The organism is Maribacter sp. 1_MG-2023 (assembly GCF_030547005.1).
In the GTDB taxonomy this organism is placed as follows: Bacteria; Bacteroidota; Bacteroidia; order Flavobacteriales; family Flavobacteriaceae; genus Maribacter.
Window position 1 is genome coordinate 226,070 of record NZ_JAUOPN010000004.1, and the last position, 14,186, is coordinate 240,255.

Here is a 14,186-nt window from a genome sequence, read left to right on the forward strand (position 1 = left end):
AAATTAAAGATGGATTTTAAAGCACTGATACAGATTGGTATACCAACAGAACTTCCTCCAAAAAAGGAGCGTTCTCCAGCGGTTAGTCACGCACCAAATAGAAAGCAAATACTTTCTAAAGAAGAAAAGCAATTGGCAATCAAAAATGCCTTGCGTTATTTTCCGGCGGACTTGCATGCTGTATTGGCTCCTGAATTTGCTGAAGAGTTACAGACGTATGGCAGAATCTACATGTATCGTTTTCAACCATCTTATGATATGCATGCCCGAGCTATTTCAGCATATCCGGCACAGACTAGTCATGCTGCCGCAATCATGCTCATGATTCAGAATAATCTAGATCCTGCCGTAGCGCAGCATCCCCAAGAACTGATTACTTATGGTGGTAACGGTGCTGTATTCCAGAATTGGGCTCAGTATTTATTAACTATGCAATACTTGTCAGAAATGACCAAAGAGCAGACCTTACATATCTATTCTGGGCATCCCATGGGGTTATTTCCCTCATCAAAAGAAGCTCCAAGAGTTGTGGTAACTAACGGAATGATGATTCCCAATTACTCCAAACAAGACGATTGGGAAAAGTACAATGCACTTGGCGTAACACAATACGGTCAAATGACTGCGGGCTCCTATATGTACATAGGTCCGCAAGGTATTGTTCATGGTACTGCAATTACAGTAATGAACGCATTTAGAAAGGTGTTAAATACGGATGAAAATCCCAATGGAAAAATATTCTTAACTGCGGGATTAGGCGGAATGAGCGGTGCACAACCAAAAGCTGGTAACATAGCCGGATGCATTACTATTTGCGCAGAAGTGAATGAGCTTGCGGCAAAGAAAAGACATATACAGGGTTGGGTAGACGAACTAATTGATGATTTAGATATTTTAGTAACCAGAACAAAAGAAGCAATAACTAAAAACGAAGTAGTATCACTTGCATTCATTGGCAATGTGGTCGATGTATGGGAACGTTTTTTTAAGGAGGACATATTCATACATCTCGGTTCTGATCAAACCTCATTACACAACCCGTGGGCAGGTGGTTATTATCCTGTTGGATTATCTTTTGAAGAGGCAAACGAAATGATGAATCAGAATCCCGAGGCATTTAAAGCGAAAGTACAAGAATCGTTACGCAGACACGCAGATGCTATTAACCAACACACCAAAAAAGGCACCTATTTCTTTGATTACGGAAATGCCTTTTTATTAGAAGCATCAAGAGCAGGTGCCGATGTTATGGCTGAGAATAAAATAGATTTTAAATATCCGTCGTACGTTCAAGACATTTTAGGCCCCATGTGTTTTGATTACGGATTTGGACCATTTCGTTGGGTATGCTCCTCTGGTAAAATAGAAGATTTAAGAAAGACCGATGCTATTGCATTACGTGTACTAGAGGAAATTAAAAAAGATGCTCCCACAGAAATTAAGCAACAACTAGCAGATAATATAAAATGGATATCTGAAGCAGAGCAAAACAAATTGGTCGTAGGATCAAAAGCAAGAATCTTATACGCAGATGCAGAAGGTAGAGCAAAAATAGCATTGGCATTTAACGACGCCATTGCTAATGGAGAGTTAAGTGCACCTATTATCTTAGGAAGAGACCACCATGATGTAAGTGGTACAGATTCACCGTACAGAGAAACAAGCAATATTTACGACGGTAGTAAATTTACTGCAGACATGGCAATACATAATGTTATTGGTGATAGCTTTAGGGGAGCAACCTGGGTTTCTATACACAACGGTGGCGGAGTTGGCTGGGGAGAAGTCACCAATGGCGGATTCGGTATGGTGTTAGATGGATCAAAAGATGCAGAACGAAAGCTAAAGAATATGCTCTTTTATGACGTAAACAACGGAATTGCAAGACGTAGTTGGGCGAGAAATAAAGAGGCAATGTTTGCATTACAACGAGAAATGGAGCGAACAAAAACATTAAAAGTTACGATGCCATCTTTAGTCGAAGAAAAAATTTTAAAAGATTTATTCTAACAATCTAAGATTAGTATTACTTTATCGTTTAGTTTAAAGATTGTTTTTCGTCTAATAATTTTCCTGAACTTTAGAATGATATGTCAAATTACAAATTAGCGAATAAAGAAAATTGGAAAGGACGTTCTTCTAACCAGCAGCTCTATCTACACGAGAAAGTACAATTCTCAAGCATTTACGAGCCTATTACAACTTCAGACACCACAACCATTGCATTACTAGGCTATAGCAGTGATGAGGGTGTAAAAAGAAATTTAGGGAGAGTTGGCGCAGCAATGGGTCCTGATGCTATTCGTAAGCAACTAGGGAAAATGGCTAATCACCTTAAAGCTAACACCCAATTAGTAGATTTCGGAAATCTAGAATCTAAAGACGAAAATCTAGAAAAATTACAAGCAAATTTATCTTCTAGCGTATCCACTTTGGTTCAAAATAAAACCATTCCTATTATATTGGGTGGCAGTCACGATCTAGCCTACGGTCATTATAACGGACTAGCAACGCATCTAAAAAGCGGCGAAAAATTAGGCATCATAAATTTTGATGCCCATTTCGATGTAAGAGCAAATACCAATGGTAATAATTCAGGTACACCTTTTTATCAAATTGCAATAGAACAAGAAGCCAAAAATGAGGAAATAAAGTATATGGCTCTGGGTATTCGTAAAGATGCGAATACCACAGAATTGTTTGACTTTGCCGAAACAAAAAAAGTAAACTATCTACTTCAAGAACATTTCAGTATAAATTATTTAGAGCACGTGCAACTACGGCTCATTCAATTCATGGAAGATGTAGATTACATATACACCACAATAGACCTCGACGGATTTTCTTCTGCTTTTGCGCCAGGTGTAAGTGCAGCATCGCCCATGGGTTTCTATCCAGATGTTGTTTTAGAAAGTTTGAAATTGATAATTGAGTCGGGTAAACTACTTGGTTTAGATGTAGTAGAGTTAAATCCTAATTTCGATATAGATGACCAAACTGCAAAACTAGCTGCCTCATTGGTTCATTACGTTATTCATAAACTATAGGCTAAAAACAAAAAAAGCCTCCCTTAATGGAAAGCCTTTCATTGGGTTCTATCGATTAAATTCGATAAACACAATTGCCTCAAATCTCTTTGAGACACAACACAACGCTGTAAAGGTAATAAAGCTTTTTAAATAAAAAAACGGTCTGTTCATTTCTTGTAACAACTATAGTCTTTCTGAATATTACTGATCTTCATCAGTTTTAAACATCTTATAGATATGTTGTTTCTCTTTCAGGGTAAATTGTTTCTCTTCAAACCAGTCATGAATTCTTATTTTTTCATTTTCTATCTGGGCGTTTCTAATTGCTTTTAAAGAAACAATATGCCAATGCGACCCCTTATTTCTATTCACAGAATAGCCAACATCTTCTATAATGTACGATTGTTTTGGTCTATTAATAAGACGTACTCCGTTTTTCAAAACCGCTAGGGTTTCGGTAAGTCGAACAACTTCAGAAAAAGAATATCTAGCGAAATCGTTAAAACCATTCTGCTCGACATTATATAATTTATCACCAATATTAAGGGTATCCATAGCTTCAAAAAGCTACAAATTTAAAAGGCAAAGTTTGTTAATGAAATTTTTTGCGGGTATAGTTATTCACAAAAAAAAAGGATAAAAATATTTGCGTTCAGTTATTACGCCATACCCTTCATGGTCAACAAAGTAGTTGCCCAAACAATTAAAGAAGATAAAAATATACCAATGGTATTTGCCAAAAAGGCTTTTTTTCTTTCAATTTTAAAAAGGTAACTGGCAATACTACCTGCATAAACACCAGTGCCTGGTACTGGTAACATTACGAAAAATATGAGTCCGAAAAAACCATACTTCTTAATTTGATCACCAGAACCTGTTTTTGCTCGTCTTGCAACGAATAATGCATTTTTTTTATAGAAATGCCACCTAAGTAAATATCTATTTACGGTATTTAAGAAAAACATCATGATAGGAAACACCATTACATTAGCTAAAAAACAAACTATAAAAACCACATAAATATTCCCCCCCTGCAGAAGACCGTAGGGTATACCTACCTTAGCTTCTCCTAATGGGGAGATACTCCAAAGTGCTGCTATAAGTATATCTTTTAACAATTTTGTTTTTTTAAGCGAATGCAAAATTACGTTGTTCTAGAAAAATTTAGTGCCATTTAAATCATAAATGTTGCCAATTGGTCAATTATACAGGTGAATGACCATAAATTACGTAGCGTGGACTTTAAGAATATTAAGATTCCAAGATTATGCTTCAACTGCATATACCTAAGACCATAATTAATCGGTATTTTTAATAGCTTACAACAACAACTAATTTCAACGCTTATCCATCATGACAAAAAAGAATTCTAGAAGGTCGTTTATAAAACGAGCTTCAATAACCTCTGCTGCCTTAAGCACAACTCCATTTCTACTTGCAGCATCAAAAAATGAACCTCAGCTCTTAAAAAGAAATTATTCTTTTCAAAATTATAGCATAAATGACGAAATTAACATAGCCTTGATCGGCACGGGTATACAAGGTATTTATGATACCCAGACCGCATTGCAAGTAGCAGGTGTAAAACTCGTAGCCGCATGTGATTTATACACTGGCAGGTTAGATCGCGCAAAAGAACTTTGGGGCGACTCTATTTTTGCAACAAGAGATTATCGAGAAATTTTAAATAGAAAAGATATTGATGCCGTAATAATTGCAACTCCCGATCATTGGCACCAAACTATCACCGTAGCAGCATTAAAAGCAGGTAAACACGTGTATTGCGAAAAGCCAATGGTACAGAATTTTAATGAAGGGCAAGAGATTATAAAGACACAAAAGAGTTCTGGTAAAATCTGCCAAATAGGTAGCCAAGGTATGGCATCGCTTGGTAATGAAAAAGCAAAAGAACTTTATGAAGATGGTGCCATTGGCGATATTGTGATGCTTGATATGTATAATGACCGTTATTCCTCTGAAGGAGCTTGGCAATATCCAATACCTACAGATGCCAGTTCTAAGACTGTTGATTTTGACACCTTTTTGGGGAGCGCACCAAAAGTACCTTTTGATAATAACCGATTTTTTAGATGGAGAAACTATCAAGATTATGGTACTGGTGTTGCCGGAGATTTATTCGTACATGCGTTCTCTACCTTAAACTATGTAATAAGTTCAGACGGACCGAACAGGGCTTTAGCGACTGGCGGACTCCGTTATTGGAAAGATGGTAGAGATGTACCCGATGTTTCTATTACATTGTACGACTACCCAAAAACAGCAACCCATGCTCCTTTTAATGCAGCTTTTCGAATTAACTTCATTGCCGGTAGTGGCGGTGGTGGCGGATTTAAATTAATTGGTACAGAAGGCGAGATGGAAATAGGTCAGAATTCGGTAACCGTAAATCGCTCTAAATTGGGTATGGAACCTAGCGGATATTCAATGATATCATTTACTGAAGATATGCAAGCTAAAATAAGAGCAGAATACACTTCTAAAAAATTAAATACTAGAGCAAGTAGCTTAGCTACCGGTACAACTACTTGGGAGGCGCCACGTAATTATAAAGGAGCTCATTATGATCATTTCTTTAATTTCTTTACAAGTATTAGAACTAACGGAAAGGTAATACAAGATCCTAAATTCGGATTAAGAGCTGCAGGTGCGGCACTATTGGCAAATGAAAGTTATTCAAGAAAACAACCGGTAGACTGGAATCCGACCGAAATGAAATTATTATAATTAATCTTCTTCTACTTCTACGAATTGAATATGGCGTTCCAAATTCTCTTCTATTGAAATAAAAGATTCTATACCACGTATACCAGAGATACTCAGAATTTCATCTTGATACACTTGCTTGTAGTGAAAGCTATCTCTAGCATGCATTTTTATAAAGATGTCGTACTTACCGGTTACGTGGTGTATTTTAACCACCTCTTCAATTTCATTTAACCGCTTCATCACTTTTTTAAATAGGCTTATTTCGCTTAAAAAGATTCCTAAGAAAATAGTCATTTTCCAACCCATTTTAGCATAATCTAAACTTAAGGTCGCACCAGTAATTAAACCCATCTCTCTCATCTTACGCATTCGCATATGCACAGTACCCGGAGAAACAATTAATTGTTTGGCTACATCTGTATAAGGAGTCTGCGCATTTTCAGCTAAAATGTTTAAAATATTAAAATCAACCTGGTCTAATTTATTCCTCATCTGTGCTAATGGTTTTAAATAACTTTCATCAATAAAATCTAAACTTTCATTAAACTATTGTAGGCATTTAACCCTTTTTAACAAATTTAATTTATAGTTATGTAATTTTTCGTATTAATATGACAATAAAAAAGCCAATAATTGAAGTATTGTTTATTTTCTTCTTATCAAATTGATAAATGCATAAAAAGCACTATTCAGGGCAATATTATCACATAAATACATTTGTAATAAAATTGATTCATAAAACTGAATTATCGAGAGATTTTTATTAAAAAACTATCAATAATTTAAATTAACACTACACAACACACTAAATTACAAATGCTTACATTTTATTGCAATTTTCATTTTTCTTCAACAATTTATAATATTGTCTAAGTCATTTAATCACGTAATAACATGATTTTTGACTTGTAAAGTTTCCGGAACTTTTCTTTTACGCATAAGGTATTCCCCCATTAGTATTTCTGCTAACCACAGAAACGCTTTATAGGCAGGTGTACTATTGAGCAACAACTAAACTCACATGATTATGAAGAAAATTCTAACATTATCCTTCTTGTTACTATGTACTCTATTCGTAGCACAAGCACAGGAAATTACAATTAACGGTAAAGTATCAGATGCTCAAGGCCCATTGCCCGGTGTTAACGTTTTGGTCAAAGGAACGACAAAAGGTGTCATCACAGATTTTGATGGTCTGTATTCCATTACCGCAGATAGAGACGCCATTTTAGTATACTCCTTTATAGGGTATGCCAAATTAGAAATACCGGTAAATAGTAAAACAACGATTAATGCTATTCTTGAAGAATCTGCACAACAATTGACAGAAACTGTAGTAGTAGGTTCAAGAGGACAAGCAAGAACAAAATTACAGACCGCATCTCCTGTAGATGTTATAAGCGTAAGTAAAGAGGCCATTAACATGCCACAATTGGATGTTGGTCAATTACTTGTTGCTTCTGCACCATCGTTTACGGCTGTTAGATCTCAGGGGGGCGACCTAAGTGCTTCGGTTACACCTCCTTCTTTAAGAGGCTTGGGTCCCAATCAATTATTGGTTCTAGTAAATGGTAAAAGACGACATAGTGGAGCACAATTAATAAGTTCGGCAACAGGTGGATCTGCAAATTCAGTTGATATGGATTTCATTTCCTTAGATGCTATAGACCGTGTGGAAGTTTTACGGGATGGTGCCTCAGCACAATATGGTTCTGACGCTATTGCAGGGGTAATCAATATAGTTACCAGAAAAGGTACTGACAAATTCACAGCAAACTACACTGCCGGTTTTTATACCAATTCCAATCCAGATATCAGTGATTCCAATATTAGTGAATCTGACCAAGATTTGCTTAACGATACGGACGGAGCAGATGGTATAACACATCAACTTGGAATCAATTATGGAACCTCTTTTGAAAACGGAGGATATCTTAACGTTGCAGGAACCTATCGTCAAAATGAAGCAGCTATTCGTCCAAATATTAGTGGTGCTACTCCTTATGGAGACTCTTATCTAAATAATGAACGAACAGATGCACAGGGTAACCCTATAATAACCAATCCTGAATTATTGGCCGCACAAACAGCTGGAGATGCTGCACTTGCCGCAGAATTACAGACAGATGCAGGACTACTTGCTGCACGTGGCCTTACCGCGAGAGACATATCAACCTTTGCAGGTTTATCTCCAAGTGTATTGGGCGTAGTTTCTTATGATCTAGAAATACCACTTTCTGAAACGTCTGAAAGCAGCTTTTATTCCTTTGGTGATTTTGGGTATAAATCCGGTCAACTATTTGGATGCTTTTATCGAAGATCAGCCCAAACCGATCGTTTCAATTATGACCTGTATCCCAACGGTTTCAGACCACAAATGACAAATGATCAAACCAATTTGGCTTTTACGGGTGGTATTAAAGGAAAAGTAGGTGAATGGGACTTTGATTTTAGCAATACCTTTGGTACCAATACTCAAAGACTTGGACAATTTAATACGTTTAACGCCAGTTTACAATCCGCTTCACCAACAGAAATTGATTTGGGTACGCACAAATTTACACAGAACACAACCAACTTTGACCTTTCTAGATACTATCCAGATTTTTTATCTGGCCTTAACATAGCTATTGGAGGAGAATTTAGAATTGAGAACTATATTATAGAAAGAGGACAGGAAGAAAGTTACGCTGCAGGCGATGCAGGTGTTATTACCGCAACAGAAGACAATCAACAACTTATTGGACCAGATGGTTTTCCTTTAGAAGGTTTGGACGGCAGTCCAATTGTTGATGCTAATGGAGATGCCCTTGTACTACCCTATGGCGGTGTTAGCTCCTATCCTGTACTACAATACAGTCCAAATTGTCAATGTTTTAGAGGTTTTGCACCTGAGAACGAGGCAAATGAGTTTCGTTCGGTTACAGGACTTTATCTAGACCTGGAATTAGATGTTACAGACAAATGGTTTGTAAGTGGTGCGTTACGTACAGAACAATACTCAGATTTTGGCGGGGTTTTTACCGGAAAATTTGCTACTCGTTATTCTATTACAGATAATTTATCAGTTAGAGGATCAATCAGTAATGGCTTTAGAGCACCATCATTACAAGAATTGAATTACTCACATACGTTTACCTTTTTTGTTGATCTAGAACCGTTTGACGGAACACTCTACCCAAATAGCAGTCAGGTCGCAAAAACTATTGGTATTCAACAATTACAGGAAGAAAGATCTACCAACATTGGTTTAGGAATTACCGCAAAACTTTTCAATAAGTTAGACCTTAGTATTGATGCCTTTCAAATCGATATTAAAGACCGCTTGTTCAGTACTGGTAACTTCAGCGCAGATGACGCCCCAGTTATAGAACCACTTATAGGTGCTGGTTTGGCTAGTTTTAGAATCAACGGTGGTGATATCAGCACAAAAGGTATAGAAATAGTAGCTAACTATAGTGAGAGAGTTGGTGAAGGGATGTTGAATCTAAACGTATCCGGATTACTATCAGACAGAACCTTTGAAGGTGCAAACGTTCCTGACTTGAATACGGATTTGACCGATCAAGAACTTGAAGACCTTTATATTGACCGTGCCGTAATAGGTGCCTATGAGCAAGGTGTTCCAAATACACAATTTATTGCTTCTGCAACCTATAGCATAGGAAAATGGTCTGGAATGCTAAGAGGTAATTATTTTGGGGAAATCGCCAGATTAGATGACGGAATTGGCACCTTGACCGATGCTAACTTTCCAAATGTTGGAGAACAAGGTTATTCCGATCAAACATTTTCGGCTCAGGTTACCTCTGATTTAGGGATTACATATAAGGCTTCTGAGAATTTGGCCTTTACCCTAACCGGACAAAATATTTTCAATAACTATCCCGATTTATATCGATCAGAAGAAAGAGGTTTTTACCTATACGGTAATGCGCAACAAGGATCTCTAGGGGCTTTTTATTCAGTAAGGGCTACACTAAGCTTCTAATTGATATTTAATATTAAAAATTAAGAAAATGATAAAGACATATATAAAAAAGTTAAGTGTATTAACTGTAATCTTAATAACATTCGGGTCGTGCGATTTAGAGCGGCTAGATTCAGCTCAAGAGGCAGCCGAAGGTGGTGGCACCTTAGACACTTTTACAGCCTATACCATAGATTCTACAGACCCAATGGGATCCAATGTTTTTGGAAGAATCGTATTCTGGAAAACCGATTTAGAGCAAACATTGGTGCAGGTATCAATGTACAATACCATAGAGGACACCTTTCACCCAGCAGTTATTATTGATGGAGCCGTTGGCGTTGGTACTACAGTTTTAACAACGTTAGATGATGTAGACGGATCTACTGGAGAACTTACTGAAAACAAGTTCTTTCTCATTACGGATACATCGTTTTACGACGGTCTAGAAACATTTGACGCACATGTAAGCATTGCATTGAGCACAGACGATGACACTGTTGTTGCCGAAGGAAATATAGGTGCCAATGCTACGCCGGTAGATTCAAACTAGAAAATTTTTAACTTAAATATAGCACAGTATGAAAACAAATGTAAACAGAAGAGATTGGCTTAAAAAAGGCGTTCTCACAGCAGCAGGTGTAATGGCTGCACCTTATTTGACCTATGGGGCTTTCCCATCACAACCTATTGCATTAGATGCAAAAGGAAACATACCGTACACTCCGTTTTTTAAAGAGTATTTACCATATGCACCAACGCAACCTCTAGAGCTTGCGGCGAAATTAAATGCAAACGAAAATCCTTATGGTCCATCACCAATGGCTGTTTCTGCAATGCAGGAATATGCACCAAAAGGAAACCGATATGCTTGGAAAGAGTTGTATCAGTTGATGGATAAAATCGCAGTTGAAGAAGGTGTCAAGCAAGAGAATATTATGATGGGTCCTGGTTCATCTGATCTATTGGAAAAAACGGCAATGGTATTCTTTCAAAATGGAGGAAATATTGTTTCTGCAGACCCAGCATATATGTCACTGATCAAAGTTGCAGAAGCTACAGGGGCAACATGGAAACCGATTCCGCTTAAAAAAGATTGGTCTCACGATTTAGCAGCAATGGAAGCAGCTGTTGATGATGAAACGAAGTTGGTTTATATCTGTAACCCTAATAACCCAACAGGTAGTATGACAGATCATGCAGAACTGATTGATTTCTGTTCTCGTGTATCTGAAAAGACTCCGATTTTTGTTGATGAAGCTTACTTAGGCTTTTTAGACGATGCCGCTAAAAAGAGTATGGTTTCGCTTATCAACGAAGGCAAAAATGTAATCATTGCGCGTACGTTCTCTAAAATACAAGGTATGGCAGGTTTACGTGTTGGTTACGTAGTTGCCCAACCAGAAACTTTAGACATCATACAAAAAATTACACGTGGTGGTATGGGTATATCGCTACCATCTGTTTATGCTGCAATGGCAAGTATGGAGGATATTGCTTTTAAAGATAAATCTAGAAAATTGAATAAAGAATGTAGGGAATATGTGTATGAAAATCTTGATAGATTAGGTTTCGAATATGTGCCTTCATCTACAAGTTTTATCATTTTCCCAATTGAAATGGACGGTAAACCTTTCTTAGAAAAAATGACCGCCGAAGGTGTTGGTGTGCGAGCTTTTGAAATCTATGGTAAAAACTGGTGCAGAGTAAGCATGGGTACTATGGACGAGATGAAGTTGTTTACAGCTGCCCTTGAAAAAGTGCTAGTTTAAGTTTGAATTAGTCCAGGAGTTGAAAGAACGGATAATTGCCTTGACACAAAAATCCTGAATTCAACTCCTACGGACTATTCATAATTCATCTATCTACTCAAACCAAAACACTCGAAAAATGAATTTTGCACTACAAAAAACCCTCGAATTAATACTTATAATAGGTCTTGGTGTACTTCTACAAAAAAAAGTAGCCAAGCAAGATTTAAAAGGTGTTAAAGTCCTTATTCTAAGTGTGGCGTTACCAGCGACTATTTTCGTTGCCCTCTTAAAAATAGAACTTAATGGAACCTTATTGGTTTTTCCGTTAGCAGCCTTAACTTTTAATCTTCTCATGTTATTAGCCACCAAATACTTTTTGGCAGCATCTTTACATAAAGAGGAAAAGAGTAAAAAACGGACCTTGATGATGCTTTTACCATCTACTGCACCTGGTCTTTCTTGCTTTCCATTTATTGTAGCATACTTAGGTGATGATACCTTGGCCTTAGCTGCACTTGCAGATATTGGAAATAAAATATTTGTTCTGATACTTCTTTACATGCTAGCCATGCATTGGTATAGAAAAAATGCTGTTGTAGAAAAACAAGAATCTTCTTCAGCCAAATTAAAAGGACTGTTCATTTCTTTAATAAATGAACCTATAAACATAGTCATCGTAGTAGGTTTACTAATGTTAGGCTTCGGTTTGGACCTTTCTTCTTTACCTACATTCTTTCAAAACACAGCTTTGAGCATTAAAGATTTAATGACACCGTTAGTACTATTATTTATTGGTATGGCGGTTAGAATCAATAAAGGAGAGTTTAAATTGATCATTTCTATGCTGTTTCGTAGAATGGGGCTTGCATTTTTATTGAGCGGTCTTTTTGCATATACCATACCCGCTTTAACTCCGGCAATGATTTTACTATTAGTGGTATTCCCACAAAGTGCATGTAGCTTTTGGCCATTTGCCCATATGAGTGCCATACAGTCAATGGAAGAGAAAGATGAACAACCCAACCCTACTTTTGATGTTAACTTCGGATTAAACATTTTAGCATGTTCACTACCATTTTCAACACTACTAATTATAGGTATATTTTCATTTAGCGATTACTTTATTAATCCGATAACGTTGCTTGGGTTAGGCGCAATTATTTTAGCGATATCCTTTGCTCCAGACATTTTCAAAACAACCAGTTTCAGAGCAGATAGAGAGCGTAAAATTGCACGAAAAAAATTAAAAAAGAAATCTAAAATGACCATTGCAAAAGGTAATTATGAAGACGAGAAAACTTTGAACGAAGCAAAAGCCAGCTAAGACTTAATAGGTTTCTTTCATCCAATTATAAGGAGTTCTTTTCATCCAAAGGCCTCGAGTAAAATCAGGAAAATCTTGAGGCTCACCGTTATTCGCAATAGAAAGTTCAGAAAGTGGTGTTACCGCACTCCACGCCGCAGCATCATAAGCATCTAAAGGCGGTGCAATATTTTGCTTTGCTGATTCTACAAACGAATTCAATACAAAAAAGTCCATTCCGCCATGACCGGCATTCAATGCATATTCTCCGTATTTTTTCCAAAGTGGATGATCATACGTATCTAACCAGGGCTGAGCATCATCCCATTGATGAGGTTCTGATTTTCCTTCCACATAAATTCGACTACCGTCTACTTCCCAGAGTCCGTTAGCACCTTGCGCACGAAATCCTAAAGAGTAAGGTCTTGGCAAATTACAATCGTGAGTAATGATAATAGTTTCTCCGTTAGCAGTATCAATAGTAGAGGTAATAACATCACCTTGTTTAAACTTCACTTTTGCATTCGGATGTTCTTCACCACCTTCTTTAACAATATAATTATGCAACCCAATACCTTTTGAAGCATGCGAGGTCATTGACATAAAACGATTACCATGATTAACATCTGCCATTACTGCAATAGGTCCTAAACCATGGGTTGGGTATACATCTGCATTACGTTTTACCGAATGCTCGGTACGCCATTTAGACTCCGATATTCCTTTCTCACCAAACTCCACCCCTTTTCCATAAGCCGTTTTACCATCATTGAATTTTACATGTCGCAAATCATGCTGATAGCCACATCTATAATGCACCATTTCGCCAAATATATTTTGCTTTACCATATTCAGCACCGCCAAAACATCTCTACGATAATTCACGTTTTCTAAAATCATCATATGGGTACCTGTACGCTCATGTGTATTTACCAGATCCCAACATTCTTCTAAGGTATTAGATGCAGATACTTCTACCCCTGCATATTTACCAGCCTCCATAGCATCGACCGTCATACGGGTATGCCATAACCAAGGTGTAGCAATAATAACGGCATCAACATCTGGCAACGCCAAAAGGTTCTTATAATCTAATTCATTTGCTCCAAATACTTTTGGGGTTTTACCCATAGCATCGGCAATGTGCTTTTTAGCAATAGTTATTCTATCGGCATCAACATCACAAATAGCGGTAACATTCACATCTTTTCTAAGCAGTAAATTCTGTAAGTGGTTTGTACCTCTCAAGCCTACACCTATTAAACCAACATTAAGTTTATCGGCAGCACTAAAACTATTATGAGCAAAACCAGGCACTGCAAATAGTCCCATACCTGCTATTGATGTATTCTTAATAAAATTTCTTCTTGATGCCATGCGATGTGAATTTTATGAACTCTGAA

Annotated in this window: 11 protein-coding genes; 7 read left to right on the top strand and 4 right to left on the bottom strand. The window is 37.1% G+C overall.

The features are described 5' to 3' along the window. The first annotated feature begins 9 nt into the window (after window positions 1-9). Together Q4500_RS07030 and hutG are read left to right on the top strand one after the other, a co-directional pair. Window positions 10-2,010 (top strand): urocanate hydratase, encoded by a 2,001-nt coding sequence (locus Q4500_RS07030; RefSeq protein WP_303598984.1) that lies wholly within the window; start codon window positions 10-12, stop codon window positions 2,008-2,010. Window positions 2,011-2,090: 80 nt separating this feature from the next. Beyond that, complete coding sequence (gene hutG, locus Q4500_RS07035) at window positions 2,091-3,047, top strand: formimidoylglutamase (protein WP_303598985.1); 957 nt, start codon at window positions 2,091-2,093, stop codon at window positions 3,045-3,047. 183 nt (window positions 3,048-3,230) lie between these two features. Here hutG and Q4500_RS07040 read toward each other — a convergent pair whose 3' ends face one another. Next, complete coding sequence (locus tag Q4500_RS07040) at window positions 3,231-3,584, bottom strand: pyruvate kinase (RefSeq protein ID WP_303598986.1); 354 nt, start codon at window positions 3,582-3,584, stop codon at window positions 3,231-3,233. A gap of 104 nt (window positions 3,585-3,688) precedes the next feature. Then, entirely contained in the window at window positions 3,689-4,147 is a 459-nt protein-coding gene (locus Q4500_RS07045; protein WP_303598987.1) for a small multi-drug export protein, read from the bottom strand. Window positions 4,148-4,382: 235 nt separating this feature from the next. On the opposite strand from Q4500_RS07045, the gene Q4500_RS07050 reads away from it, so the two are divergent. Further along, the gene (locus Q4500_RS07050) at window positions 4,383-5,774 is read left to right on the top strand and encodes a Gfo/Idh/MocA family protein (protein WP_303598988.1); all 1,392 of its coding nucleotides are present in this window, start codon (window positions 4,383-4,385) and stop codon (window positions 5,772-5,774) included. Here Q4500_RS07050 and Q4500_RS07055 read toward each other — a convergent pair whose 3' ends face one another. Next, window positions 5,775-6,248, bottom strand: coding sequence for an Lrp/AsnC family transcriptional regulator (locus Q4500_RS07055; protein ID WP_303598989.1), 474 nt, complete (start codon window positions 6,246-6,248; stop codon window positions 5,775-5,777). It lies immediately after the preceding gene. 535 nt (window positions 6,249-6,783) lie between these two features. On the opposite strand from Q4500_RS07055, the gene Q4500_RS07060 reads away from it, so the two are divergent. The 4 genes from Q4500_RS07060 to Q4500_RS07075 all read left to right on the top strand — a co-directional run bounded on the left by Q4500_RS07060 (window position 6,784) and on the right by Q4500_RS07075 (window position 12,804). Then, window positions 6,784-9,747 (top strand): TonB-dependent receptor, encoded by a 2,964-nt coding sequence (locus Q4500_RS07060; protein WP_303598990.1) that lies wholly within the window; start codon window positions 6,784-6,786, stop codon window positions 9,745-9,747. 28 nt (window positions 9,748-9,775) lie between these two features. After that, entirely contained in the window at window positions 9,776-10,279 is a 504-nt protein-coding gene (locus tag Q4500_RS07065) for a hypothetical protein (RefSeq protein WP_303598991.1), read from the top strand. Between the two features lie 28 nt (window positions 10,280-10,307). Next, window positions 10,308-11,498, top strand: coding sequence for a histidinol-phosphate transaminase (locus Q4500_RS07070; RefSeq protein WP_303598992.1), 1,191 nt, complete (start codon window positions 10,308-10,310; stop codon window positions 11,496-11,498). Window positions 11,499-11,616: 118 nt separating this feature from the next. Then, window positions 11,617-12,804, top strand: a complete 1,188-nt coding sequence (locus tag Q4500_RS07075; RefSeq protein WP_303598993.1) for an AEC family transporter — start codon at window positions 11,617-11,619, stop codon at window positions 12,802-12,804. Window positions 12,805-12,807: 3 nt separating this feature from the next. On the opposite strand, the gene Q4500_RS07080 is transcribed toward Q4500_RS07075, so the two are convergent. Beyond that, window positions 12,808-14,160 carry a Gfo/Idh/MocA family protein gene (locus Q4500_RS07080; RefSeq protein WP_303598994.1) on the bottom strand — a complete coding sequence of 451 codons (1,353 nt, stop codon included), beginning with the start codon at window positions 14,158-14,160 and terminating at the stop codon, window positions 12,808-12,810. Window positions 14,161-14,186: the final 26 nt, after the last annotated feature.

What these genes read in the sequence shown, in the direction of transcription:
- Q4500_RS07060 (WP_303598990.1), top strand. Translation starts at nt 6,784, where the DNA reads ATGAAGAAAATTCTAACATTATCCTTCTTGTTACTATGTACTCTATTC.
- Q4500_RS07080 (WP_303598994.1), bottom strand. Translation starts at nt 14,160, where the DNA reads ATGGCATCAAGAAGAAATTTTATTAAGAATACATCAATAGCAGGTATG.
- Q4500_RS07030 (WP_303598984.1), top strand. Translation starts at nt 10, where the DNA reads ATGGATTTTAAAGCACTGATACAGATTGGTATACCAACAGAACTTCCT.
- Q4500_RS07065 (WP_303598991.1), top strand. Translation starts at nt 9,776, where the DNA reads ATGATAAAGACATATATAAAAAAGTTAAGTGTATTAACTGTAATCTTA.
- Q4500_RS07055 (WP_303598989.1), bottom strand. Translation starts at nt 6,248, where the DNA reads ATGAGGAATAAATTAGACCAGGTTGATTTTAATATTTTAAACATTTTA.
- Q4500_RS07050 (WP_303598988.1), top strand. Translation starts at nt 4,383, where the DNA reads ATGACAAAAAAGAATTCTAGAAGGTCGTTTATAAAACGAGCTTCAATA.
- Q4500_RS07070 (WP_303598992.1), top strand. Translation starts at nt 10,308, where the DNA reads ATGAAAACAAATGTAAACAGAAGAGATTGGCTTAAAAAAGGCGTTCTC.
- Q4500_RS07075 (WP_303598993.1), top strand. Translation starts at nt 11,617, where the DNA reads ATGAATTTTGCACTACAAAAAACCCTCGAATTAATACTTATAATAGGT.
- Q4500_RS07040 (WP_303598986.1), bottom strand. Translation starts at nt 3,584, where the DNA reads ATGGATACCCTTAATATTGGTGATAAATTATATAATGTCGAGCAGAAT.
- hutG (WP_303598985.1), top strand. Translation starts at nt 2,091, where the DNA reads ATGTCAAATTACAAATTAGCGAATAAAGAAAATTGGAAAGGACGTTCT.